Below are 24,882 nucleotides of genomic sequence, written 5' to 3'. Positions count from 1 at the left end.
AAGGCAGCGGTTTTCCCGCCACCGGTCGTTCCGAGCATCCCGCCAGGGCGAATCGCCGGGTGTCTGGAACGCCGTGGGGTGAGCGGCCCGGGGTGAGCGGCTCGGGGTGAGCGGCTCGGGCTTGGGCCGGTCAGCCGAGCGATGCGCGGGCGATGGCCAGGAAGTCGTGCACCGTCAGCTGCTCGCCGCGCGCGGTCGGGTCGATGCCCGCCGCCTCGAGCACCCGGATGGCCTCGGCCGAGTCACCGAACACGGTCGACACCGCCTGGCGCAGCATCTTGCGGCGCTGCCCGAACGCGGCGTCGACGATCTCGAAGGTGCGCACGCGCAACTCCTCGGTGTCGAGCCCCTCCCCCACGCGTTCGAAGCCCACGAGCACCGAGTCGACGTTCGGAACGGGCCAGAAGACCTGCCGGCTCACCTGGCCCGCGGTACGCCAGGTGCCGTACCAGGCGGCTTTCACGCTCGGGCTGCCGTAGACCTTCGACCCGGGTTCGGCCGCGAGCCGGTAGCCCACCTCGGCCTGCACCATCACGACACCGGATCGGATCGACGAGAAGTGCTCCAGCATGTGCAGCAGCACGGGAACGGAGACGTTGTAGGGGAGGTTCGCCACCAGGCGGCTCGGCGCATCCGGAAGTGAGCGGATGCGCAGGGCGTCGTCGTGGATCACGGTGAGCGCGGCGTCGGGCGCCAGCTGCGACACGGTGAGCGGCAGCTGCGCGGCGAGGCGCGAGTCGATCTCGACCGCCACCACCTCGGCACCGGCCTCGAGGAGGCCGAGAGTGAGCGAGCCGAGCCCGGGCCCTACCTCCACCACCACGTCGCCCGCCTCGACCTTGGCCACACGCACGATCTTGCGCACGGTGTTGGCGTCGATCACGAAGTTCTGACCGAGGCGCTTCGTGGGGGTGAGATCGAGAAGCGCGGCGAGGTCGCGGATCTCCGCCGGGCCCAGGAGAGTCACGTCAGCGGCCGGCGGCGGGCTGCCGAGGTCGCTCATGAGGCCTGCACCGGGTCGTCTTCCCAGCGGCCGTACACGAGCTCGGTGTTCGACGCGATCTGCGCGGCCAGCATCGACACGTCGGTGCCGAGGTGCGCCGCCATCGCCCGCAGCGTGTGCGGCACGAGGTAGGGCGCATTCGGCCGGCCTCGGTAGGGCATGGGGGTGAGGTAGGGCGCATCCGTCTCCACCAGCAGCAGCGAGCGCGGCGCCACCTCGAGCGCCTCCCGGAGGGTGCCGGCGTTCTTGAAGGTGACGTTGCCCGCGAACGACATGTACCAGCCGTTCGCCGCGCAGATCTCCGCCAGCTCGGCATCGCCCGAGAAGCAGTGGAACACGGTGCGCTCAGGAGCGCCGACGCGTTTCAGGGTGGCGATGACTTCGGCGTGCGCGTCGCGGTCGTGGATCTGGAGGGCGATTCCGTTCTCTTTGGCGATCTGGATGTGCGCCTCGAACGAGCGATACTGCGCCGCGAGCCCGGCCTCGCCGGTGCGGAAGAAGTCGAGCCCGGTTTCGCCGACGGCACGCACGCGCGGCCAGGTGGCGAGCTCGGCGATCTCGGCGAGCGCCTCGTCGAGCCCTCCTGCGGCCGCATACTCCGGAGCGTCGTTCGGATGGATGGCCACGGCTGCGAGCATCCGCGGCTCCCGAGTGGCCTGCTCGGCCGACCAGCGCGAGGTCTCGAGGTCGGTGCCCACCTGCACGACGCCGCGTACGCCGACGGCGGAGGCGCGGTCGAGGTGCTCGCGGTAGTCGATGGGATCGGCACCGTTCGCCACCTCGAGGTGCGTGTGGTTGTCGTAGACCGGCACCACGAGCGCTTCGGGAAGCGGAGGGTAGGCCTGATCGCCCCGATCGCCCGGCTCGCGTGAACGGATGTGCGCGGGAAGGCCGTCGGGGTCACCGACGTCGATCGAACTCAAGAGGCCTCGACCTCGATGCGCGGGAACAGCGCCTCGAGCGGCTCGACACGAGCACCGCCCGACCACTCCCACGCCGAGCGGATCGGCTGATCGGCAACCGAACCATCGCCCGACAGTGCCGTCCAGAGCTTCGCGGCGGCCTCGGGCACCACGGGCGACAGCAGCACGGCGAGCGTGCCGATGCCGCGCACGGCCGTGCTGAGCACGGTGGCCAGACGGTCGGCCTTCGCCGGGTCTTTGGCGAGCACCCAGGGCTCCTGCGTGGTGATGTAGCCGTTCAGCTCGTCGACCAGCTCCCAGATGCGCGCGAGGGCTTCGTGCACGGCGAGGCGCGAGATCGCCTCGTCGGCGGCCTCGGTGACCCGGCGCTCGGTGTCGCGGATGGCGCGCTCGGCCTCCGTCACCGCGCTCTCGACAGGCGAGGGGATGACGCCGTCGAAGTAGCGGGTGACCATGGCGACCACGCGCGACGCGAGGTTGCCGAAGCCGTTGGCGAGCTCGGCCTGGTAGCGGGCCGACAGGTCTTCCCACGAGAAGGAGCCGTCTTGACCGAAGCTGATGGCGCGCATGAAGTAGTAACGGAAGGCGTCTGACCCGAAGGTGTCGGTGATCTGCTCGGGGGCGATACCCGTGAGCTTCGACTTCGACATCTTCTCGCCGCCCACCAGCAGCCAGCCGTGGCCGTAGACCTGCTTCGGCACCTCCAGCCCCGCGGCCATGAGCATGGCGGGCCAGATGACGGCGTGGAACCGGGCGATGTCTTTGCCCACGATGTGGGTGGCGGGCCAGAGCCTCGCGAACTTCTCCTCGTCGGAGCCGTAGCCGGCGGCCGTGGCGTAGTTGAGCAGGGCGTCGAACCACACGTACACGACGTGCGTGTCATCCCACGGCACCTGGATGCCCCAGTCGAAGGTCTGGCGGGAGATGGAGAGGTCGGTGAGGCCGCGGCGCACGAACGACACGATCTCGTTGCGCACGCTCTCGGGCTGCACGAAGTCGGGCCGCTCCTCGTAGAGCGCGAGGAGCTTCTCGGCGAAGTCGCTCATGCGGAAGAAGTAGTTGCGCTCCTTCAGCAGTTCGACCGGCTTGGAGTGGATGGCGCAGACGAGCTGGCCCTCGTACTGCCCGGTGCCATCGACGAGGTCGGAGAGCTGCTTGTACTCCTCACAGCCCACGCAGTAGTAGCCCTCGTACTCGCCGGTGTAGATGTAACCCGCGTCGTAGAGGCGCTGCAGGAACAGCTGCACGTTCTTCTCGTGCCGCTCGTCGGTGGTGCGGATGAAGTCGTCGTTCGAGATGTCGATGGTGGCGAGCAGGGGCTTCCAGGACTCGGCGACGAGCTTGTCGGCCCACTCCTTCGGCGTGACGCCGTTGGCCGTGGCGGTGCGCAGGATCTTCTGACCGTGCTCGTCGGTGCCGGTGAGGAACCAGGTGGGATCGCCCGCCTGACGGTGCCACCGGGCCAGTACGTCGGCCGCGACCTCGGTGTAGGCGTGCCCGATGTGGGGCACGTCGTTCACGTAGAAGATCGGCGTGGTGACATAGAAGGAGGAGCCGTCGGACATGCTGACCATCCTAAAGGCCGCCGTCACGGCGAGACGCTGTGTGACGAGCCTGTGGACAACCCGCCGCAACCCGCGCTACGGTGCAGGACCGGATGCGCGGCGGCCACGCATCCGGTGCTCACTCCATGCGCAGCACGATCTTGCCCACGACGTGTTTCGTGGCGAGGTGGTCATAGGCCTCGGCCACGCGTTCGAGCGGGTAGATCGTGTCGATCGGGATGCTCAGGGAGCCATCGGCGACGAGGGCGGCCAGTTCGCGGAGGGTGGCCGCGCCCGCGCCTGCCGCGCTGCCATCGGCCTTCACACCGTATTTCGCCGGAGCCTCGAAGTCGGCGATCGTGTCGATGCGCTCGGGTGCGACCCCCAGGTCGAGTCCGACCTCGACGTTTCCGCTGCCGTAGGTGTCGATGAACGCGTCGACGCCCGCCGCGCCGGCGGCTTCGCGGATGCGCTCGGCAACACCGTCTCCATAGGCGACCGGAACGATGCCCAGGCTCTCCAGGAAGCCGTGATCCGCTTCGCGCGCGGTGCCGATCACGGTCGCGCCGGCGACCTTCGCCAGCTGCGCAGCGATGAGGCCGACACCTCCGGCGGCACCCGCCACGACCACGACGTCGCCGGGAGAGACCGCGACCGCCTTGACCGCGGCCCACGCGGTGGTTCCGGCGACGTTGAGCGACGCCGCCTGCTCCCAGGTCACGCCCTCGGGCTTCGGCACCAGGTTCTCGGCGGGCACCACTGCGTCGGTGGCGTGCGCCGATCGATCGTCGCTGAAACCGATCACCTCGTCGCCGAGAGCGAAGCCCTGAACGCCCTCGCCGAGCGCACTCACGCGGCCGGCCAGGTCGCTGCCCTCGCCCGAGGGGAAGGTGGTGGGGAACAGCGACTCCAGAAGACCGTCCCGTACCTTCGCCTCACCGGGATTGATGGAGGAGGCCACCACTTCGATGCGCACCTGACCCGGCCCGGGATCCGGCCGCTCGATCTCGACCACCTCGAGAACCTCGGTGCCGCCGTACTGCTCGAACCGTACTGCTTTGGTCATGAGAGGCCTCCTGTGTCATCGAATCCCGCTGTCTGCAACGCCGCAGGTGCCTTTCGTATGCCCGGCTCAGACTGTTCTCAGGAGCGGCGGGACGCCAGCGCACCTTCGTAGAGATCGCGCTTCGACAGGCCTGTGGCGTCGGCCACCTCCGCCGCCGCCTCTTTCAACCGCGACCCGGATGCGACCAGTGCGAGCACCTGGCCCACGCCCTCGCCGAGGTCGGCCACGAGCGGTTCGGCCCCGGCCACGACGATGCAGATCTCGCCCTTGACCCCGGATGCCGCCCACTCGGCCAGCTCGGAGGCCGTGCCACGTCGCGCCTCCTCGTACAGCTTCGTCAGCTCACGCACCACGGCCACCCGCCGGTCGGCACCGAGCACGGCCGCCAGGTCGCCGAGCGAGTCGGCGAGCCGGTTGGGCGACTCGAAGAACACCATCGTGCGGGGCTCGCGGGCGAGCATCCGGAACACCGACTGCCGGTCGCCCTGCTTGCGCGGCAGGAAGCCCTCGAAGGTGAAGCGGTCGGTCGGCAGCCCCGAGAGGGCGAGAGCCGTCACGACCGCGCTCGGGCCGGGCACCACGGTGACGTCGACACCCGCCTCGATGGCGGCGGAGACGAGAAGGTAGCCGGGGTCGGAGACCGTGGGCATACCGGCGTCCGAGAGCAGCACGAGGTCGCCCTCCCGGGCGAGCTCGACGAGCGAGGTCGCCTTCTCCCGCTCGTTGTGCTCGTGCAGCGGGATGAGCCGGGGTCGGTTCTCGATGCCGAGGCCGCGTAGGAGCTTCGCGGTGACACGGGTGTCCTCGGCCGCCACCGTCTCGGCGGACTCGAGCAGTTCGATCAGCCGCAGCGAGGCGTCTTTCAGATTGCCGATCGGAGTTGCGGCGAGGATGAGCATTCCCCCAGTCTCGCACCCGGCCTCCCCTTCCAGTTCTCCACAGCGACCCGGTGCCGCGCCGGTTCTGCACACCCCAGGTGCTCTGCGGATCCGTACGGCGAGTGCCCGCTAGCATGGCCCGGTGAGCACAGACCCGGTCCCCCGCGACCTCGCCGTCGCGGCGACGGCCGATGCGGCCGAACCGGATGCCCCCGGAGAGCCGCAGCGCCCAGAGCGCACCGGCTCGAGGCTCGACGACTGGTGGCTGCGGCTCATGAGCACCCCCGGCCGCCAGCGGCTGTGGCGGTGGGGCGGGCCCATCGCGGTGACGCTGCTCGCCGCGGTGCTGCGGCTGGTCGATCTCGCGCATCCGAACTCCCTCGTCTTCGACGAGACCTTCTATGTGAAGGATGCGTGGACCACCTGGAACCTCGGCTACGAGGCGTCGTGGCCGGCCGATACCGATCCGCGGTTCGCCGCGGGCGAGACGAACATCTTCCAGACGAGCCCCTCCTTCGCCGTGCATCCGCCGCTCGGCAAGTGGATCATCGGCGCGGGAATGGCCCTCTTCGGGGCCGACAGCTCGTTCGGCTGGCGCATCTCGGTGGCGGTGTGCGGCATCCTGCTCGTGCTGCTCACGGCGCTCATCGCCACGAAGCTCATGCGCTCGACGCTGCTCGGCACCATCGCCGGGTTCCTGCTCGCCATCGACGGGCACGCCATCGTGATGAGCCGGGTGGCCATTCTCGACGGCATCGTGGCGCTCTTCATGCTTCTGGGATTCGGGGCCGTTCTTCTCGACCGGGAGTGGCATGAGCGGCGTCTCGCGGTGGCGGTGGCGGCCCGATCGAGACCGGGGGGCGCCGGCGACGGTGCACCCGAGCCGCCCACCTGGGGGCCGGTGATCTGGAACCGGCCGTGGGTTCTCGCCGCCGCCACGGCCTTCGGGCTGGCGTCGGCCGTGAAGTGGTCGGGCCTGTACTTCCTGGCCGCGTTCGGGGTGTATCTCATCGTGGTCGACGCGCTCGCTCGGCGACGGCTCGGCATCCCGTTCTGGTTCAGCGCCGCCGTGCTGAAGCAGGGGCCGGTGACCTTCGTGCTCCTGGTGCCCCTCGCTCTGGTGAGCTACCTGATCCCGTGGATCGGGTGGTTCGCGACATCCGGTGGCATGTACCGCACCTGGGCGCAGACGGCGGGCTCGGAGTGGACCGGGGCGCTCTCCTGGGTGCCGCTCTCCATCCAGAACTTCTGGCACCTCGAGACGGCGGTGTACAACTACCACGTCAACGAGCACTCGCCGCATCCCTACCAGGCGAATCCCTTCAGCTGGCTGTTCCTCATCCGCCCCACGCAGATGTACGTCAACAGCGTCGACGCCTCGCAGTGCGGCGGGCAGGTCTGCTACGAGAACATCACCTCGATCGCGAACCCCATCATCTGGTGGAGCGCGACGGCGGCGATCTTCTACTTGGTCTACCGCCTGGTGCGTAAGCGCGAATGGCAGGTGGGGCTCATCCTGATGGGCATGGTCGCCGGGTACCTGCCGTGGCTGCTCTACTCGAATCGAACGGTCTTCCAGTTCTACACGATCGCGTTCGAGCCCTACATGATCCTCGGGCTCACCTTCGTGATCGGGCTCGCGCTGGGGTCGCGAGGCGATCCTCGGGTGGTGCGCACACGGGCGCTCACCATCGTGGGCATCTTCCTCGGTGTGTGCGTGCTGGTCTCGGCCTGGTTCTACCCCGTGTGGGTCGGTATGCCGGTGCCCGCGTGGTTCCTGAGCCTGCACTACTGGCTACCGACGTGGCGCTGATTCCCGGCCTGCTGGTCGCCGGGGCTGCTGCGCTGCTCGCCTTCGGCATCCACCTGCTGGTGCCCGCCGTGCCGATGCTCACGGCCGCGGTGGCTCTCGGCATGATCGCGGGGCAGATCCCTTCCGTGCAGAGACTGCTCGACGGCGTGCTCAAGCCGGGCCTCGGCATCGCCGCACGGCGGCTGCTGCGCATCGGCATCGTGCTGCTCGGGTTGAAGCTGAGTCTCGTCGACATCGCGGGGCTCGGCTGGCAGACCATCGTGGTGATCGTGCTGATCGTCGCCATCACGTTCACGGCCACCCTGCTGCTCGGCCGGCTGCTGCGCCTCCCCGGCACGCAGCCCATCCTCATCGCGGCGGGTTTCTCGATCTGCGGGGCGTCGGCCGTGGGCGCGATGAGCGCGGTGACCCGGTCGAAGGATGAAGACACGGCGACACCCATCGCGCTGGTGACGCTCTGCGGCACGCTGGCGATCTTCATCCTGCCGGTGCTGCGCATCCCGCTCGGCCTCTCGGCGGAGGATTTCGGCGTCTGGGTCGGCCTCAGCGTGCACGACGTGGGCCAGGTGGTGGCCACGGCCCAGATCGCCGGCCCGGCGGCCCTGGCGGCGGCCGTCGTGGTGAAGCTCACGCGAGTGCTGACGCTGGCGCCGATGGTGGCCATCGTCGGCCTCGTCGAGCGCCGAGCGGATGCCCGCAACGAGGCCCTCGGCGCCGGCCACCCCGACTACGTCGAGCGGCCGGCTGCGAAGCGACCCCCGATCGTGCCCCTTTTCATCGCGGGCTTCATCGGGGCCGTACTCGTGCGCACCCTCTTCCTCTCCCCCGATGCCGTGCTCTCCTTGGGCGCCTCCTTCAGCGAAACGGTGCTCGGCGCGGCCGACATCGCGCAGACGGTGTTGCTCGCCATGGCCCTCTTCGCGCTGGGCGCCAACATCCGCTTCCGCACCCTCGCCCGCACGGGCTGGCGAGCCCTCATCGTGGGCCTCGCCTCCTGGCTCCTGATAGCCGTCCTGGCCCTGGCAGGAGTCTGGCTCCTCGCCTGATGTTGTGAGTTTTGCTCGACCTATGCGATAGTGAGCTTTACTCGCCCACATCGAAGGATACCGTATGAAACTCCGCGCTCTCGCCGCCCTCGGCTTCGCTGCCGCGCTCATCGCCGTACCGCTCAGCGCCAGCGCGACGCCGGTCGTGACGCCTCAGCTCGCCATCCTGCCGACCGGCAGCATTCCCTCATCGATTACCGTGGATGGCGCGGGCAATGTCTACACGGCGAACATCGGCCTGCAGACCATCTCGAAGATAACTCCAGCGGGAGGCGTAACTGCCGCGTTCGCGACGTTGCCGGCCGGTGTCGGTATGCGAAAAATCGCCATCGACTCCACCGGGGCGATCTACACCGTCAACTCGGCTGCTGGAACACTGTCGAAAGTCTCTCCAGATGGCACCCTGACTGTTGCCTTCTACACCTTCGGAATGGGTAGCCTTCCCACCGCATTGGCCATTGACCTCGATGACTCGATCTACATTGCAGACTCTGGCAGCACCGAGAAGGTGATCAAGATAAGTCCCAGCGGTGTCTTCCTGGGCTCCGAGCCGCTTGCGGCTGGAGCTCACCCTGTCGATGTCACTCTCGACGACGCGGGAGACGTCTATACGCTGAACTCGAACTTGACGATCTCTAAGATTCCCCAAGCGGGAGCCATCGTCCCGGCATTCGCGACGCTGCCATCGACAACCAGCGCAAGCAACTTCGTCATCAACTCCGCAGGACATATCTACGTCGGTGATCTCGCGGGAAACCAGATCGAACAGTTCGACAGCACCGGCTCGTACAACGGCAGCATCGCGTTGGCGGCCACGATCGGACGGATCGCTCTGGATGATGACGACAACATCTTCGTCACTCTTCCCGTTGCGAAGACGATTGCCATGGTGGCGGCTACCGATGGCACTCTCACCCCTTCGATCGCAACGCTCACCCCCGGGGCGGATTACAACGCACTGGCCGTCACTCCAAATCACGTCGTCATCGCAGCCGGGTACACCAACCCCACAGTGTCGCGGGTCGAGCTCGGTGCGGCCATCACGTCGGGGACGCCGACCGCATCCGCGACCGTCGGCACGGCCTACTCGTTCGCGGTGACCGCATCCGGATACGACCCGCTGACGTTCCGCACGGTGGGCACGCCGCCTCCCGGAATCACCATCGATCCGGCGACCGGCATTCTCAGCGGTACTCCGACGACGGCCAACACGTACACGTTCGACGTCGTGGCTTCCAATATGTTCGGGGATTCCGCGCCACAATCCGTGACCATCACAGTCGCAGCTGCTCCGGTGCCGACGCCGACACCGACCACGACGTCCACCGCCACACCGGCCACCCCCGCCTCAGCGGGAGGGGCCGGCGGCAGCCGGCCGGCGAGCAGCGAGCTGGCGCACACAGGAGGGCTCTCCCCCGAACTTCCGTGGCTCGGTGTTGCTGCGGCTGCACTTCTCGCAGGTATCGGCGGGCTGTCGATCAGGCGCCGCCTCTCACGCTCAGCGCGAGGCTGATCTCCGTCGCCGCCGCCGTCGCTGCGCAGTCGAAAGACCGGTGCAGCGACGGCGACTCGGCTGCCCGCATTCGGTCAGTGGAGGAGCTTCAGGCCGATGACGCAGGCGACGATGCCCAGCACGAGGAGGGCCTTCGCTACCGAGAAGCCCTCGCCACCGAAGGTCATGCCGTAGAGCACCGTGAGCGAGGCGCCGATGCCCACCCAGACGGCGTAGCCGGTGCCCACCGGGATGGTGCGGAGCGCGAATGCGAGGCCGCCCATGCTGGCGATGAGGCCGGCGAGGAAGATCACCGTGGGCCAGAGCTTCGTGAAGCCCTCCGAACGGCCGAGCGCCGTGGCCCAGACAGCCTCGAGAACACCGGATGCGATGAGAACGATCCACGACATGACAATCCACTCCAGGTGGTCAGTCTTGTCGCTCTCCGGGTACTGCGCCCTCGTCCGGAAGCCGCTCTGCGGCCTTGATCCAAGGGTGCCAGAGCCACCTGATCACGCCCTGTGCACCAGGTAACTAGGCTTGCCGGAGTGAGCGAGATTCAGGGGACGAGCGATGACCGCGTGCGCGTCGCCGTGCTCGGTCCCGTCGCGGTGCGGAACGCAGCCGACGAACTCGTCGAGCCCGCCGGTCAACGCGGGAAGGCCCTCATCGTCGCCCTCGCGCTGGCGAGTCCGCGGCCCGTCTCCGGCGAGCGGCTCACCGACGACATCTGGGGTGACGAACCGCCCCGTGGCGCGCGCGCCGCCCTCCAGACACTCGTGTCGCGCATCCGCTCCTCCCTCGGCGACGACCTCATCGAGTCGCTGCCCTCCGGCTACCGTCTCGCCGTTCCCGGCGACACCATCGACCTCCTTCGTGGGGAGAGACTCCTCGCCGAGGCGCGCGACGTCCCGGCTGCCATCGCCCTCGCCGCCACTCAGTCGGCCCTCCGGCTGTGGCGCGGAGACCCGGGCGCCGACCTGGCCGCCCCCGCACTCGCGGATGCGCTGCGCGAACGCGCCGACCATGCCCGCGCGGCGATCGAGACCGTACGGGCCACCGCCGCCCTCGACTCCGGCCAGCCCACGATCGCGGAAGAGATCGCTCGCACGCTGTGCCGGCGCTCTCCGTTCGACGACTCGGCTCACCTCCTCCTCATGCGCGCACTCGACGCGCTCGGCCGTTCGACCGAGGCCGTCTCGGTGTACGCCGACTTCCGCCGCCGCGTGCAGGACGCCTTCGGCACCAGTCCCGACAGGGATCTGCAGCAACTCAACCTCGAGCTGCTCGACCGCGAAGCAGCCGAGCCGGTGGTGGGAGTGAGGGCGGGCCTCGAGACCGGAGAAGGGACCGAGGCCGAGGCGCGGTACGGGGTCGGGCCCGGTGTCCCTCCCGTCGGCCCCTTCGCCACGGGGCCCGTCACTCCATCGCGCGACGAATCCCCCCGCCTCGGCATCGGCATCGGCATCCGCGCCGCCCCGAACGCCCTGATCGGCCGCGACGAAGCCGTCGCCGCGCTCATGGCACTCCTGCGAACGGCGCGCATCACCACGGTTCTCGGCCCGGGGGGCCTCGGCAAGACCCGCATCGCCCACGAGATCGCACGCCGCTCGCTCGCACACTTCGGTGCCGTCGTGGTGGTCGAACTCGCGAGTGTGCGCTCGGCCGACGACATCGTCTTCGCGCTCGCGACCGCCCTCGGCATCCGCGAGCTGGGATCCAGCCGCCGCCTCGGCGACCCGCCGGTGCGGGCTGATCTCCGCCCCCGGATCCTGGCTCGTCTCGGTGCCACCCCCACCCTCCTGGTGCTCGACAACTGCGAGCACCTCATCGATGCCGCCGCCGACTGGTGCGTCGGACTCACCGACGACCTGCCCGAGCTCACCATCCTCACCACCAGCCGCACGCCTCTCGCGGTGTCGAGCGAGCGCGTGTACACCCTCCAGCCACTCGGCGAACGGCTGGTGAGCGACCCGGCCGGCCCGGGCGCCACCCCCACCTCTGCCTTCGTCCCCGCAACAACGGATGACGCCGTCACCCTGTTCCTCGACCGCGCGACCGCCGCCCGTCCCGACGCCGTCCTCCCACCCGACACGGTCGCCGCCCTCTGCGCGCGGCTCGACGGGCTGCCCTTGGCCATCGAACTGGCCGCCGCCCGCATCCGCACGATGTCGATCGATGAGATCGGCCGCCGGCTTTCCAACCGCTTCGCCCTGCTGAGCGGCGGCGACCGCTCGGCCCCCGAGCGCCACCGCACCCTCCGCGCCGTGATCGAGTGGAGCTGGAACCTCCTCGGCACCGCCGAACAGCGCGCCCTCGCCCGGCTCTCCGAGTTCGCCGACGGCTTCAGCGCCGATGCCGCGGCCACCGTCGTGGACGTCGCCGAGCGCAGCGATGTGGAGTCCCTCCTCGACGGTCTCGTCGCCCAGTCCCTCGTGATGGTGCGCGAGACCCGGGCCGGCCTGCGCTACCGGATGCTCGAGACCGTTCGTGAGTTCGGTCGCCTCCAACTCGGCGAACGCGGCGATCGCGATGCGGCTGTCGACGCCCTCTTCTCCTGGGCCGACGAATTCGCCCGCCGGCGGGCGTCGCTCATGGACGGTCCCACTCAGGTGCCGACGTTCGTCGAGATCGCGGCCGAGGAGGACAACCTCATCGACGTCCTCCGCCGCGCCCTCGACGCGCAGCACGCCGTGGTGGCGACGTCGATCTTCTCGCTGCTGTCGTACTACTGGACACTCCGGAGCGCCCACACCGAGGTGCTGGCCTTCAGCAAACCGGTGTTCCAGGTGATCCGCGGCTATCGACCCTCCGCCGACCGGGTCGAGCAGTACGCGGCAGCGCTCCTGGTGATGACGGCCACCACGATGATCACCGAACCGCGATTCGGTGTGCGGCCGTTCTCGCGGTTGCGAAAACTCGCGCGCGAGCATCCGCTGGCTCCCTCGAGGCTCGCCACGATGGTCGACGTGCTGCTCTCGGCGACCGACCAGACCGATCTGCTCGCGCGGGTGGACATCGCCATCGAGTCACCCGACAAGGCGACCGCCCTCGTCGGCACCTTGATCGCCAGCGTCTCCGCCGAGAACGACGGCGACCGGGTGCGGGCCATTGCGATGGCCCGCTCCGCGGCACGCCTCGCCGGAGCACTCGACGACACCTGGGGCGACGCGATGGCGTCGCAGATGCTCGCGTCGCTGTACAGCCAGGGCGCCGAGTCGGAGGAAGCCCTGCGCTGGGCCCGGCGCGCCAGGGCCGGCCTCGACCGTCTCGGCGCGGCTGACGACATCCGCCAGCTCGACTGGACGGTGGCCACCAACGCACTCGCTCTCGGCGATCTCGAGGAGGCCGAAGAGCTTTTCGAGCAGATCACGCGGCTCCCCGGCGAGACCGATGGCATCGACTACCGCTCCATCGGACTCTCCGGCCAGGCCGAGGTGCTGCGGGCCCGGGGCCGACTCGATGCGTCATTGAGCCGTCAGCTCGCCGCCATCGCCTCGTTCGACAGCCCGCGCCGGCGCGCTTCCCCGTGGTACCGGATGCTGCTCTCGGCCACCCTCACCTGCGCGGTCGTCGACGCCACGGCCTCGCACGACGTGACGACGGCGCTCGCCCGCCGTTCCCGCTCGAGGAGTCTCGCCGTCATGCGCGCGAACCCCTACGTCGACCGCCCCGTGCTGGGAGCCTCGCTCATCGGCCTCGCGGTGTGGCTCGAAGACCTGTCGTTCCGCACGGGAATCGCGGATGCCGCCACCGCGCTCGAAGTCCTCTGCCTCGCCGAGGCGCTGAGCGCACGACAGGACTCTCCGGCCCTACACCTTGCCCCGCTCTTCGAGCGCTTCGCGAGGAGCACCCCGGCGGATGAGATCGCCGCCATGCGCGCATCCGTCTCCGCGCTCCCCGACGACGAGAAGCCCGCGCGCACCCGGCAGCTGCTGGGTGCGCGCGGGCCCTGGTCGTGGCCGGTCGCCGGGCAGGGCGCCTGAGCGCTACGCCTTCTTCATGTAGGCCCGCACCGTGAGCGGTGCGAAGATCGCGACGATCACGGCCGCGCCGAGCAGGGAGATCCACGCATCCGAGGTCCACGCCCCGGCGTTGGCCAGGTCGCGGACAGCGCTCACGAGGTGTGAGACCGGGTTGATGTTCACGAACCACTGCAGGAACGGCGGCATCGTGTCGGGCGACACGAACGCGTTCGAGAGGAACGTGAGGGGGAAGAGCACCAGGAACGAGATCCCCTGCACGCTGGAGGCGCTGCGGGCGATGACGCCGAAGAACGCGAAGATCCAGCTGATGGCCCAGGAGCAGACGATCACCAGCAGGCCGGCGAGCACCACGGAGCCGATGCCGCCCTCGGGCCGGTAGCCGAGCACGAAGCCCATGGCGAAGGTGAGCGTGGTGGCGATCGCGTAGCGCACGGTGTCGGCCAGCAGCGCTCCCGCGAGCGGCGCGATGCGGGCGATCGGCAGCGACTTGAAGCGGTCGAACACGCCCTTGTCCATGTCCTCCCGCAGCTGCACGCCGGTGACCACGGAGGTCGTGATCACCGTCTGCACGAGGATGCCCGGGATGAGTGTCGGCAGGTAGTCGGCCACGCTCCCGGCGATCGCCCCGCCGAAGATGTACGAGAACATCAGCGTGAAGATGATCGGCTGCAGGGTGACGTCGATCAACTGCTCGGGCGTGCGCCTGATCTTGAGCAGGCCGCGGTAGGCCATGCTGAACGAGTTCTGCACGGTCTGGGCGACGCTGACGTGGTTCTTGAGGGTGCGGGATCGGCCCGGGGTGATGGTGAGCGAGGTCATCGCGCGTTCTCCAGTTCTGTGGCGGCGGGAGCGGTGGGGGCGGCCGGATCGACGGGGTCGGCCGCATCCGCCGCTGGGGAGGGGGTCTCCTCATCGGTCGCGCCGTGACCGGTGAGGGCGAGGAAGACCTCGTCGAGCGTGGGCTGCTGCACGGCGAGCTCGGCCACGGCGATGTCTTCGGCCCGCAGGCGGATGAGGAGATCGGTGATGGTTCCGGGGTCGCTCATGGGTGCGGTGATCCGGCCGGCCTCGGGTGTGAGCACCGACTCGACGCCGAGGACATCGAGGATGGCGAGCCGGGCGCGTTCGAGGTTCGCGGCATCCGCGAGCTTCAGCAGCAGCGAGGCCGAGCCCACCGACGACTTCAACTCGTCGGCGGTGCCCTCGGCCACCACGATGCCGCGGTCGATCACGGCGATGCGGTCGGCGAGCTGGTCGGCCTCATCGAGGTACTGGGTGGTGAGGAGCACGGTCGACCCGGTGGAGACGAGGCGACGGATGGTGTCCCACATCTGTGAGCGGGTGCGGGGGTCGAGTCCGGTGGTGGGTTCGTCGAGGAAGATCAGGGGTGGCTGCGAGATGAGGCTGGCCGCGAGGTCGAGACGGCGGCGCATGCCGCCGGAGAACTTCTTCAGAGGCCGCTTGGCCGCTTCCGCGAGGCCGAACTCCTCGAGGAGCTCGGTGGCCTTGCGCCGTGAATCCGCTCGGCTCAGCCCGTTGAGGCGGGAGAACAGCACGAGGTTCTCGGTGGCGCTCAGCGTCTCGTCGACCGAGGCGTACTGGCCGGTGACGCCGATCAGCTGGCGCACGATCTGCGGTTCGCGACGGATGTCGTGACCGAAGATCGTGGCCTCACCGCCGTCGGGCTTCAGAAGGGTGGCGAGCATGCGGATGGTGGTGGTCTTTCCGGCACCGTTCGGGCCGAGCACGCCGTACACCGTTCCGGTGCGCACGCTCAGGTCGACGCCGTCGACCGCCCGGTTGTCGCCGAAGACCTTGACGAGACCGTGGGCCTCGACGGCCCAGTCGTTGTTCAGAGCCATGCGAGCTCCTTTCGTTGGTGAACTGAGGCGAGTCTGCCCGGGGGCGCTTACCGGGCACTCACGCGGTGCTTACACGGGCTTTCACGGGCTTTCACGGGCCTTTGTGGGCTCTCACAGCGGCATCCGGGGTGCCCGCCCGGCACCGAGGTCATCTCGTGACCTTCTCGTTACTCTCTGTTGCAATACACAGCCAGGGTGTCGGTCGCCGGGCTTACCGTGGTCCCGTGACCAGCTCGGACTCCCTACGCGTCTCCCCTCAGCTCGTGTCGCCACTCGTCTCGACGCAGTGGCTGGCCGACCACCTGGGGTCGGAGAGCATTCTGGTGATCGACGCCACGGTGCGCTCGCGGCCGCTGCCGGGTGGCGGGCTGGAGTGGGTGTCGGGGCTGTCGCAGTTCCGTTCGGGCCATGTTCCGGGCGCGGTGTTCGCCGACCTGTTGCGCGACTTCTCCGCGCCGTCAGGCGACTTCACCCGGCCCTCCCCCGAACGGTTCGCTGCGGCGGCCGCGACGCTCGGCATCGACGACGAGACCACTCTCGTGATCTACGACGACTCGATCGGAGTCTGGGCGGCACGCCTCTGGTGGCTGCTGCACAGTGCCGGGTACGAGCGCGTCGCCGTGCTCGACGGCGGGTTCGCGGCGTGGAGCGACGAGCAGCGGCCCGTCGAGCGGGGTGAGGGGGCGGCCACTCTCGTGGTGCCCGTCGCGCCGCCGGCCGCGGTCACCGCTCTTCGCGAGCCGCTGTGGAGCGGGAAGTCCGACGTCGAGCGGGTGGTGCGCGGGGAGACGGATGCGGTGCTGCTTTTCGCCGGATCGCGCGCGATCTTCGACGGCACCGCCGACGACGCGCTGTCGCCCGTCACGCGGGCACGCCCCGGGCACATCCCGGGCAGCGTGCACGTGCCGGTCGCCGGGCTCATCGACCCGGCCTCGCACCGGCTGCTGCGGCCCGCCGGTCTCCGCGAGCGGTTCGCGCCCGTGCTCGGCCGCAGGTCGTCCGTGCCGATCATCACGTACTGCACCTCGGGCATCGAGGCGTCGCTCGCGGCGCTGGCCCTCAGTGTTCTGGGCGTGGCCGAGGTCTCGGTCTACGACGGCTCGCTCGCCGAGTGGTCGGCCGACCCGGCCGCGCCGCTGGTCACCGCGGCCTGAGCCGGGCGGAGGGTCCGGCCGGCTCAGGCCCGAGCATGCGCGAACGACCGGGCCACGCGCATCCGCACCGCCGTCAGCGGCGGAGGGCCTCGGCCGAGGTCGCCGGAAGACGGCAGACGAAGTCGGTGCAGAGGTAGGCGGCCGGCTGCGCTCCGGATGCCACGCGGCCGGCGAACAGCTCGAACCCGGCTTCGGCGAGCATCCGAGCCTCGGACTCCGTCGCCCGGGCGACGAACGCGCCGCCGGGCCACATGCGCACCGCCGCGCGCAGCCCGTCGGCCCGCATCGCGGCCTCCGCGTCGGCGCCGCCCCATCCAGGCGCTCCGCCCTCTTGCCCCTCGGGGAGAGCAGCAGCGGCGCGGCTCACGGTGGCCGCCTCCGCTCCCCCGGCGGCCCGGGCCGGCAGCGGCGCATCCGGTTCGATCAGCACGAGCTGACGGGCGGGGCCGCCGAGGCGCGCCAGGAGTTCGAGCGTGGCCCCGAAGGAGATCGCGCGCGTCGGCGCCAGCGCGCTCAGCGGAGCGAGCGCCTCGACCGCGGCCCGCCGGTACCGCTCGTCGGCCGTGACGGCGTGCAGCAGAAGTGCCGCCGCGGCGCACGCGGAGACCCCGGAGGGGTAAGCGCCCTCGGAGGGATCCTGCGGGATCGACATCCCGTGGCCGTCGAGCACCGGGTCGCCGCCCCCGGGTACCACGAACGTCGCGATGGGACCCGGCGTGGGCGGGCGGTGCGGGGAGGTGTCGGCCGCGTCGGCGGCATCCAGCACGGCGTCGACGAGCATCCGCCCCGCCACCGCGTAGCGGGCCGAGCCGGTGGCCGCCGCGAGGCTCAACAGGCCCTCGGCGAGCATCCCGTAGTCCTCGAGCGTGGCCGGCGCCGATGATCGGCGCTCCCCCACCGATGCACGCACGAGCACCGCGCCGTCGACGTGGGCCGCGAGCAGGTAGTCGGCCGCGTGCTGCGCGGCGACGGCCCACTCGTACCGGTCGAAGATCGACGCGGCCCGCGCGAGCGCGGCGATGGCGAGACCGTTCCAGCCCGTGAGCACCTTCTCGTCCAGGGCGGGTGGTGACTGGCGGGCTCGCGCCTCGGCATCGAGCAGGTAGTAGCCGCCCTCCACGCGGGCGCCGTCGACCGTGCTCTCCGAGTCCTGCGCCGACGCGAAACCGCCCGAGGGCAACTGCATCACATCGATCAGGAAGCCGGCGACGCCCTCGGCCGCTTCGCGCGCCCAGGCCGCATCCGACACCGTCCAGGCCCGGGCGTAGGCGTCGAGCAGCAGGGCGTTGTCGTAGAGCATCCGCTCGTAGTGCGGGTCGCTCCAATCGCGCCGCGTGGCGTACCGGAAGAAGCCGCCCTCCACCGGGTCACGCAGTGTCGAGTCCGCCATCGCCTCGAGCGACCGCAGCGCGAGCGCGGCCGCGGCGGCGTCGCGCGTACCCGCCTCCAGCAGGAACCGCAGAACCGGTGCCACCGGGAACTTCGGCGCTCCGCCGAACCCGCCGAACTGCCGGTCTTCGTACTCCTCGAGCTCGCCCACCACGGTGGCGAGCGCGTCGGTGCTGAGGCCGGATACGCGTGACGCGTCCTCACCCGGCGCAACGACCCCGTCGACCGAGCCGACCGGGGCCGCACTCCCGTCCGGGCCGGCGGTCGCCGCCTCCGCGATCGCCGCGGCCAGACCGGTCGCGATGCTCTCGACCTCGGACCGCCGCACCGTCCACGCCTCGCTCACGGCGTCGAGCACCTGCGCGAACGATGGATGTCCGTCGACCGCTCGCGGCGGCGAGTAGGTGCCTGCGAAGAACGCCTTGCCCGTCGGCGTGGTGAAGACGTTGAGCGGCCAGCCGAGGTTCTGCGTGAACGCTCCCGCGGCCGCCAGGTAGACCGCATCGACCTCCGGATGCTCCTCGCGATCGACCTTGATCGCCACGAACCCGGCGTTCAACCGCTCGGCGAGAACGGGATCGCTGAAACTCTCCCGCGCCATCACGTGGCACCAGTGGCAGGTCGAGTAGCCGATCGACACCAGCACGGGGACGTCGCGCTCGCGCGCCGCAGCGAAAGCCTCCTCACCCCACGGATACCAGTCCACGGGGTTGCCGGCGTGGGATCTCAGGTACGGGCTGACCGCCTCGACCAGCCGGTTGGTCATGCCGTGCGCTCCACCACGTTCTTCTCCCCGGCGAGGACGGGCATCGGGAGCCGGTTCTGCGCGGGAGGCAGCGGGCACACGTAGAAGTCGGCGAATGCGCACGGAGGAAGATAGGCACGGTTGAAGTCGACCTCGAGGCGACCGTCGCCGTGACCGGCTCGGAGCTTCAGGAAGCGGAAGCGGTAGGTGTCCGAACCGCTCGTGGCATCCTGGAACACCACCTCCAGCTGGGTGCGCGACCCTGTGGCGAGCAGCTCCACCGGGGTTCCGTCGATCTCCAGGGAGATCGTGCCGGCCAACGCCGTGCTCTCGACGTAGCCGTCGATCTCCGTGAGGTCGACGGCCGCGCCTTCGTCCGCGGCGGTGAACTCGCCCTGCAGAATCCATGCCTCATCCGGCATATAGGCGTCGATGCCGGCTACCGAGGCCCGGCTCGGGGCATCGGGATCGAACACCCGCAGCGCGACCTGGTCGTCGCGCCGGAAATGGCGCAGCAGAAGCGACCCCACGATCACCTCTCCACCCTCATCGATCGTGAAGGTGTCTCCGACGATCGCGGCACCGTCGAGCCACCAGGAACCCTCGAGCCCAGCGAGCGTCTGAGGATCGGGTGACAGCCAGTGCGTGGCCACGAGAGCCGCGATTCCGTGCGGCTCGGTGATCACCCGCATCCTCGCCTCGTGCCACGCCGTCCACGAATCCCGGATGTCTCCCTCGCTCATGTCTCCGACCCTACGCCCGCCGCTCGGCGGCGCACGCGTTCGCGAGCCCGAGCGCTGGCCCTTGTCACCGGCCGGGCAGCGCGAGAGGCTGGTCGTGTTCACGCGCCAGCCACGAACGGGAGTCGACGATGACCGAGTTCACCACCACCACCCGGGGCGACCGCGTCGCCTTCGATCGCTCCGGCGACGGTCCGGGGCTCGTCTTCATCGCCGGGGCAGGCCCGTTCCGGGCGGGCGACCCCATCACCACCGAGACAGCCGAACGTGCCGCGGCACTCGGGGTCACCACCGTCGTGTTCGACCGCCTCGGCCGCGGCGAGAGCGAGGCCGTGGGCGATCTCGACCTCGACCGCGAGCTCGAGGCCGTGCGCGCCGCGATCGAGGCGGCGGGCGGCTCTGCCGTGCTCTGCGGCCACTCGTCGGGATGCTCGATCGCCCTTCGCGCGGCCGCCGCCGGGTTGCCGGTCACCGGTCTGGTTCTCTGGGAGGCCCCGCTCAGCGAGACCGCCGCCGACACGGCCGAGTGGAACGCCGAGTTCGCCTCGCGACTCGACGCCGGCGATCACGAGGGTGCGCAGGTGCAGTACATGCGCGACATGCCGCCCGAATTCCTCGAGGGCGCCAAGGCCTCGCCGGCCTGGCCCGCGATCGTGGCGCAGGTGCCGAGCCTGCGTGCCGACGGCGAATCACTGGTGTGGGCGAGCGCGGCGCTCGAGAACGACGGGCTGGCCGACATCCGGATGCCCGTGCTCACGGTGTACGGAACGCAGACGTTCCCGCAGATGCCGCTCGCGTCCGCCCGCCTCGTGGCCGCGATCCCGGGCGCCACCGAGAAGGCGGTACCGGGCGCGATGCACTCCTGGGAGCCCGAGCCGATGGCCGCCGAGCTCGCCGCCTTCGTGCGGTCTGTGGCCACCCGGTAGGACCGCCCCGCGGGCGGTACGATGGAAGGCTGATGTCTGCCGACGCCTCCCCCCTCCAGATCGTCTTCCCCCCTGAGCTGCCCGTCAGTCAGAAGAAGGACGACATCGCGCGCGCCATCCGCGACAACCAGGTGGTGATCGTGGCCGGCGAGACCGGCTCCGGCAAGACCACGCAGCTGCCGAAGATCTGCCTCGAACTCGGCCGCGAGAACATCGGCCACACCCAGCCCCGAAGGCTCGCCGCGCGCACCATCGCCGAGCGCATCGCCGAGGAACTGGGGCAGGAGGTCGGCGGCCTGGTGGGCTACCAGGTGCGTTTCACCGATCGGGCGTCGAAGGAGACGCGCATCAAGCTGATGACCGACGGCATCCTGCTCAACGAGATGAACCACGATCGCCTGCTGTCGCGCTACGACACGATCATCATCGACGAGGCCCACGAGCGCAGTCTCAACATCGACTTCCTCCTCGGCTACCTCAAGCAGCTCCTGCCGCGCCGGCCCGACCTCAAGCTCATCATCACGAGCGCCACCATCGACCCCGAGAGTTTCGCCCGCCACTTCGCGGCGGCCGACGGCAGCCCGGCGCCGATCGTGGAGGTGTCGGGGCGCACGTTCCCGGTGGAGATCCGCTACCGCCCGCTGGCCCCGGATGCCGCCGCCGACGACGACTCGGACACCGACGTCGACGCGACCGCCCCCCGGGGTGCGCCGAGAGATCGGGGAGGCAGCGGCGACAGAGAGCCCACAGACCTGTTCGAGGCGATCGGCGAGTCCCTCGACGAGCTCGAACGCGAGGCGCCCGGCGACGTGCTCGTGTTCCTCTCCGGCGAGAACGAGATCCGGGATGCGGAGGAGGCCCTGCGGGGAAAGTACGCGGGCCGCGGCGCGAACACCGGCAACGGCGTGGAGGTGCTGCCGCTCTACGGCCGGCTCTCCGCCGCCGACCAGCACCGGGTCTTCCAGACCGGCCGCACCCCGGGCATCCGTCGCCGGGTCATCCTCGCCACGAACGTGGCGGAGACGAGCCTCACGGTGCCGGGCATCAAGTACGTGATCGACTCGGGCACCGCGCGCATCAGCCGCTACTCGGTGCGGTCGAAGGTGCAGCGGCTGCCGATCGAGCCGATCTCGCAGGCGAGCGCGAACCAGCGATCGGGCCGTTCGGGGCGTACCAGCGACGGCATCGCCATCCGGCTGTACTCCGAAGACGACTTCGACCGCCGGCCCGAGTTCACCGACCCGGAGATCCTGCGCACGAACCTCGCGGCCGTCATCCTGCAGATGATCTCGCTGGGCCTCGGCGACATCGCCGCCTTCCCGTTCCTCCAGCCGCCGGACTCCCGGGGCATCAAAGACGGCCTCGACCTGCTCGCCGAGCTCGGCGCCGTGAGAGGCACGGGCAAAGACGGGCACCCGGCTCTCACGCCGGTCGGCCGCGACCTCGCCCGTCTGCCCATCGAGCCGCGGTTCGCGCGCATGGTGGTGGAGTCGAAGCGCACGGGCACGAGCCGCGAGGTGCTCGCGATCGTGGCGGGCCTCACCATTCAGGATCCGCGCGAACGCCCCCTCGAGAAGCGCGGCCGCGCCGACGAGCTGCACGCCCGCTTCGCCGATGCCACGAGTGACTTCCTCACCCTGCTCAACCTCTGGAACTACCTCGAGGAGAAGCAGCGCGAGCTGGGGTCGAGCGCGTTCCGGCGACTCTGCAAGGCGGAGTTCCTCAACTACCTGCGCATCCGCGAGTGGCAGGACGTGTACCGGCAGCTGCGGCAGCTCGCGAAGCCGCTGGGGCTGAGCATCGGCGAGCCCGCCGTGAACCCCGACGGCATCCACAGGTCGATCCTCTCGGGCCTGCTCTCGCAGATCGGCCTGCGCGACCAGGTCAAGCGCGACTACCTCGGCGCCCGCCAGACGCGCTTCATGATCTTCCCGGGCTCGACCCTCGCCAAGAAACAGCCGAGCGCGGTGATGAGCGCCGAGCTCGTGGAGACGAGCCGCCTCTTCGCACGGATGAATGCCGCCATCGATCCGGCCTGGGCCGAGCCGCTCGCGGGCGACCTGCTGAAGCGCAGTTACTCCGAGCCGCACTGGGAGAAGAAGCAGGGCGCCGCGGTGGCCTACGAGCGGGTGACGCTCTACGGGGTGCCGATCATCCCGCGGCGACGCGTGCAGTTCGCGCGGATCGACCCGGAGTACGCGCGAGAGCTCTTCATCCGGCACGCCCTCGTGGAGGGCGAGTGGGAGTCGCAGCAGGCGTTCGACCGCGCGAACCGGGCGTTCCGCCGCGACCTCGAGCAGCTCGAGGAGCGCAGCCGGCGGCGCGACATCCTGCTCGACGACGAGGCGGTGTTCGAGTTCTACCAGGCGCGCATCCCGCGCGACGTGGTGTCGCAGCGCAGCTTCGAAGGCTGGTGGAAGACCGCACGCCGCGACGATCCCGACCTGCTCACGATGACCGTCGACACCCTGCTGCCCGAGGGGGCGCCGGAGGTCGACGAAGACGAGTTCCCCGCGCTGTGGCAGCAGGGCGACCAGCGCCTCGCGCTGCGCTACCGTTTCGAACCCGGGGCCGACGACGACGGGGTCACGGCCACCGTGCCGCTGGCGCTGCTGCCCCGCCTCGACGAGGTGGCGTTCGAGTCGCAGGTGCCGGGGTTCCGGCGCGAACTGGTCACCGCGCTCATCCGCTCGATGCCGAAACGTCTTCGCGTGAACTTCGTGCCGGCCACCGACTGGGCCGAGCGACTCCTCGATGAGCTGGGGCCGGATGCGGGTGCCGCTCCGGGCTCGGATGCCGCGGGCATCTCCTCGCCGGGCGGCGCGTCGCGCGCCTCCGTCTCGGGCACCGCACCGGGTCGGTCTGCCGGCCGCACGCCCGCTGGGGAGTCGAGTGGTTTCCTCGACCGCCTCGCCGCAACGATGAGCCGCCTGGCCCACGAACGCGTGCTGGCCTCCGATTTCGACCGCGACCGCCTGCCCGCCCACCTGCGCGTGACGTTCCAGGTGGTCGACGAGCGCGGCCGCGTGGTCGGTACGGGCAAAGACCTCTCCGCGCTGCAGACGCGACTCGCGGATGCGGCCCGAGCGAGCATCGCCCTCGCATCGAGCGGGCGCGGTGCGGCTGAGGGCAGCCGGGCGGGCGGCGCCGGTCGTGGCGAGCGTGCATCCGGCGGCGAGCGCCGTGACGGACGGCACGGCGACGGGCGGGAGGATGCCGACAGCCGCGGCACCGGCGCGCCGGCATCCGGCACCCGCGGCGCCGCCGACCTGGTCTCGCGCGTGGCCGCCGCGAGCGGCTCCTCCGGCAACCGCGGGGGCTTCAGCGAGCGTTCCGGTCTCACCACCTGGGATCTCGGCGAGCTGGCACACCATGTCGACACCCATCAGCACGGCGGAATCATCCGGGCGTACCCCGCGCTCGTCGATGAGAAGACCTCGGTCGCCCTGCGGCTCATGGCCACCACCGAGGAACAGGCACGAACGACGCCCACGGGCGTGCGGCGCCTGCTGCTGCTCGCGGTACCGAGCCCGGCCTCGTACGTACGCGAGCACCTGACGCAGAACGAGAAGCTGCTGCTCGCCACGAGTCCGTACCAGAACGTGAACGCGCTCTTCGACGATGCGATGGCTGCGGCGGCGGACGAGGCCCTGTACGCCCTGCACCCCGACGGCCTCGTCTGGACCGCGGCCGAGTTCGAGGCCGTGCGCGACCGCCTGTCGAAGGCGGTGCTGCCCTTGCTCGATCAGACCATCGCGACCGTGCTGCGCATCCTCACCGGTGTTCGCGACGTGGAGCGCTCCATCAAGGCCGTGACGAGCATGTCGTTGCTGCCGGCCGTGGCCGACGTGCGCGAGCAGTTGGCCGCGCTCGTGCGGCCGGGCTTCATCAGCGCGACCGGGCTCGCCCGGCTCGGTCACCTCCCGCGCTACCTCGCGGGCATCGTCTACCGCCTCGAGAAGCTCCCGGAGAACCCCGGCCGCGACCGCGCCTGGCAGAACGAGGTGCAGACCGCCATCGAGCGCCTTCGCGACGCGGGCGGCACCATCCCGCTCGCTCCCCATGCCCCCGAGAACCTGGCCAAAGCCCGCTGGCTCATCGAAGAACTCCGCGTCGGCCTCTTCGCCCAGCCCCTCGGCACGGCGGAGCCGGCCAGCCTGCAACGAGTCACGAAATTGTTGTAGTAGCTGTGCTGGCTGCCGCAGGCGGCTGTGCCGCTTCGCGGCGCAGCCGTCTGCGGGTCGCGCCGGTCCCTGCCCGGCGCGACGCGACATGTTCGCGTGCCGTCCCTCGCGGGGCGGCGCGCTCACCCTGG

At 70.2% G+C, this 24,882-nt stretch carries 17 protein-coding genes and 1 riboswitch; of the genes, 7 read left to right on the top strand and 10 right to left on the bottom strand.

Annotated elements, in window-relative coordinates; translation table 11 throughout:
* Positions 1 to 130 precede the first annotated feature (130 nt).
* The 5 genes from rsmA to rsmI form a co-directional block, all read right to left on the bottom strand.
* Positions 131 to 1,003 carry a 16S rRNA (adenine(1518)-N(6)/adenine(1519)-N(6))-dimethyltransferase RsmA gene (rsmA, locus tag EPO52_RS01315; protein WP_290800844.1) on the bottom strand — a complete coding sequence of 291 codons (873 nt, stop codon included), beginning with the start codon at positions 1,001 to 1,003 and terminating at the stop codon, positions 131 to 133.
* A complete protein-coding gene (locus EPO52_RS01310) occupies positions 1,000 to 1,881 on the bottom strand; it encodes a TatD family hydrolase (protein WP_290800868.1) in 882 nt (293 codons plus the stop codon). Before EPO52_RS01310 ends, rsmA begins: the two co-directional genes overlap by 4 nt.
* A 41-nt stretch (positions 1,882 to 1,922) precedes the next feature.
* Positions 1,923 to 3,491: a methionine--tRNA ligase gene (metG, locus tag EPO52_RS01305; protein WP_290800841.1), complete on the bottom strand. Its 1,569-nt coding sequence runs from the start codon at positions 3,489 to 3,491 to the stop codon at positions 1,923 to 1,925.
* 118 nt (positions 3,492 to 3,609) lie between these two features.
* Positions 3,610 to 4,536 (bottom strand): NADP-dependent oxidoreductase, encoded by a 927-nt coding sequence (locus tag EPO52_RS01300; RefSeq protein WP_290800839.1) that lies wholly within the window; start codon positions 4,534 to 4,536, stop codon positions 3,610 to 3,612.
* A gap of 77 nt (positions 4,537 to 4,613) precedes the next feature.
* Complete coding sequence (rsmI, locus tag EPO52_RS01295) at positions 4,614 to 5,435, bottom strand: 16S rRNA (cytidine(1402)-2'-O)-methyltransferase (RefSeq protein WP_290800836.1); 822 nt, start codon at positions 5,433 to 5,435, stop codon at positions 4,614 to 4,616.
* Between the two features lie 121 nt (positions 5,436 to 5,556).
* On the opposite strand from rsmI, the gene EPO52_RS01290 reads away from it, so the two are divergent.
* The 3 genes from EPO52_RS01290 (at position 5,557) to EPO52_RS01280 (ending at position 9,786) form a co-directional block, all read left to right on the top strand.
* Positions 5,557 to 7,227, top strand: a complete 1,671-nt coding sequence (locus EPO52_RS01290) for a phospholipid carrier-dependent glycosyltransferase (protein WP_290800833.1) — start codon at positions 5,557 to 5,559, stop codon at positions 7,225 to 7,227.
* Entirely contained in the window at positions 7,218 to 8,273 is a 1,056-nt protein-coding gene (locus EPO52_RS01285) for a putative sulfate exporter family transporter (protein ID WP_290800830.1), read from the top strand. Before EPO52_RS01290 ends, EPO52_RS01285 begins: the two co-directional genes overlap by 10 nt.
* 64 nt (positions 8,274 to 8,337) lie before the next feature.
* Positions 8,338 to 9,786: a putative Ig domain-containing protein gene (locus EPO52_RS01280; protein ID WP_290800828.1), complete on the top strand. Its 1,449-nt coding sequence runs from the start codon at positions 8,338 to 8,340 to the stop codon at positions 9,784 to 9,786.
* 74 nt (positions 9,787 to 9,860) lie between these two features.
* Here the strand turns inward: EPO52_RS01280 and EPO52_RS01275 are convergent, their stop codons facing one another.
* Complete coding sequence (locus tag EPO52_RS01275) at positions 9,861 to 10,175, bottom strand: multidrug efflux SMR transporter (protein WP_290800825.1); 315 nt, start codon at positions 10,173 to 10,175, stop codon at positions 9,861 to 9,863.
* 14 nt (positions 10,176 to 10,189) lie between these two features.
* Positions 10,190 to 10,253: riboswitch (guanidine-III (ykkC-III) riboswitch) on the bottom strand.
* 60 nt (positions 10,254 to 10,313) lie between these two features.
* Here EPO52_RS01275 and EPO52_RS01270 point away from each other — a divergent pair.
* Entirely contained in the window at positions 10,314 to 13,751 is a 3,438-nt protein-coding gene (locus EPO52_RS01270; protein ID WP_290800823.1) for a BTAD domain-containing putative transcriptional regulator, read from the top strand.
* Positions 13,752 to 13,754: 3 nt separating this feature from the next.
* On the opposite strand, the gene EPO52_RS01265 is transcribed toward EPO52_RS01270, so the two are convergent.
* Entirely contained in the window at positions 13,755 to 14,570 is an 816-nt protein-coding gene (locus EPO52_RS01265; protein ID WP_290800821.1) for an ABC transporter permease, read from the bottom strand.
* Positions 14,567 to 15,613, bottom strand: a complete 1,047-nt coding sequence (locus EPO52_RS01260; protein ID WP_290800819.1) for an ATP-binding cassette domain-containing protein — start codon at positions 15,611 to 15,613, stop codon at positions 14,567 to 14,569. Before EPO52_RS01260 ends, EPO52_RS01265 begins: the two co-directional genes overlap by 4 nt.
* Before the next feature lie 224 nt (positions 15,614 to 15,837).
* Between EPO52_RS01260 and EPO52_RS01255 the strand changes: the two genes are divergently transcribed.
* A complete protein-coding gene (locus EPO52_RS01255; RefSeq protein WP_290800816.1) occupies positions 15,838 to 16,767 on the top strand; it encodes a rhodanese-like domain-containing protein in 930 nt (309 codons plus the stop codon).
* 73 nt (positions 16,768 to 16,840) lie between these two features.
* Here the strand turns inward: EPO52_RS01255 and EPO52_RS01250 are convergent, their stop codons facing one another.
* Positions 16,841 to 18,922, bottom strand: a complete 2,082-nt coding sequence (locus tag EPO52_RS01250) for a DUF255 domain-containing protein (protein ID WP_290800814.1) — start codon at positions 18,920 to 18,922, stop codon at positions 16,841 to 16,843.
* The gene (locus tag EPO52_RS01245) at positions 18,919 to 19,644 is read right to left on the bottom strand and encodes a DUF1684 domain-containing protein (protein ID WP_290800813.1); all 726 of its coding nucleotides are present in this window, start codon (positions 19,642 to 19,644) and stop codon (positions 18,919 to 18,921) included. Before EPO52_RS01245 ends, EPO52_RS01250 begins: the two co-directional genes overlap by 4 nt.
* A 128-nt stretch (positions 19,645 to 19,772) precedes the next feature.
* Between EPO52_RS01245 and EPO52_RS01240 the strand changes: the two genes are divergently transcribed.
* Together EPO52_RS01240 and hrpA are read left to right on the top strand one after the other, a co-directional pair.
* Complete coding sequence (locus tag EPO52_RS01240; protein WP_290800811.1) at positions 19,773 to 20,567, top strand: alpha/beta hydrolase; 795 nt, start codon at positions 19,773 to 19,775, stop codon at positions 20,565 to 20,567.
* Between the two features lie 32 nt (positions 20,568 to 20,599).
* Positions 20,600 to 24,751 (top strand): ATP-dependent RNA helicase HrpA, encoded by a 4,152-nt coding sequence (gene hrpA, locus EPO52_RS01235; protein ID WP_290800809.1) that lies wholly within the window; start codon positions 20,600 to 20,602, stop codon positions 24,749 to 24,751.
* Positions 24,752 to 24,882 lie beyond the last annotated feature (131 nt).

It is taken from the genome of Herbiconiux sp., assembly GCF_004297105.1.
Taxonomy (GTDB): domain Bacteria; phylum Actinomycetota; class Actinomycetes; order Actinomycetales; family Microbacteriaceae; genus Herbiconiux.
The sequence above is the reverse complement of the archived record's forward strand: the minus strand, read 5'-3'. Positions and strand labels throughout refer to the sequence as shown.

Bases quoted from the DNA above. Each gene is read 5' to 3' on its own strand.
- rsmA (WP_290800844.1), bottom strand. From the start codon at position 1,003: ATGAGCGACCTCGGCAGCCCGCCGCCGGCCGCTGACGTGACTCTCCTG.
- metG (WP_290800841.1), bottom strand. From the start codon at position 3,491: ATGTCCGACGGCTCCTCCTTCTATGTCACCACGCCGATCTTCTACGTG.
- EPO52_RS01300 (WP_290800839.1), bottom strand. From the start codon at position 4,536: ATGACCAAAGCAGTACGGTTCGAGCAGTACGGCGGCACCGAGGTTCTC.
- rsmI (WP_290800836.1), bottom strand. From the start codon at position 5,435: ATGCTCATCCTCGCCGCAACTCCGATCGGCAATCTGAAAGACGCCTCG.
- EPO52_RS01280 (WP_290800828.1), top strand. From the start codon at position 8,338: ATGAAACTCCGCGCTCTCGCCGCCCTCGGCTTCGCTGCCGCGCTCATC.
- EPO52_RS01275 (WP_290800825.1), bottom strand. From the start codon at position 10,175: ATGTCGTGGATCGTTCTCATCGCATCCGGTGTTCTCGAGGCTGTCTGG.
- EPO52_RS01265 (WP_290800821.1), bottom strand. From the start codon at position 14,570: ATGACCTCGCTCACCATCACCCCGGGCCGATCCCGCACCCTCAAGAAC.
- EPO52_RS01260 (WP_290800819.1), bottom strand. From the start codon at position 15,613: ATGGCTCTGAACAACGACTGGGCCGTCGAGGCCCACGGTCTCGTCAAG.
- EPO52_RS01250 (WP_290800814.1), bottom strand. From the start codon at position 18,922: ATGACCAACCGGCTGGTCGAGGCGGTCAGCCCGTACCTGAGATCCCAC.
- EPO52_RS01245 (WP_290800813.1), bottom strand. From the start codon at position 19,644: ATGAGCGAGGGAGACATCCGGGATTCGTGGACGGCGTGGCACGAGGCG.
- EPO52_RS01240 (WP_290800811.1), top strand. From the start codon at position 19,773: ATGACCGAGTTCACCACCACCACCCGGGGCGACCGCGTCGCCTTCGAT.
- hrpA (WP_290800809.1), top strand. From the start codon at position 20,600: ATGTCTGCCGACGCCTCCCCCCTCCAGATCGTCTTCCCCCCTGAGCTG.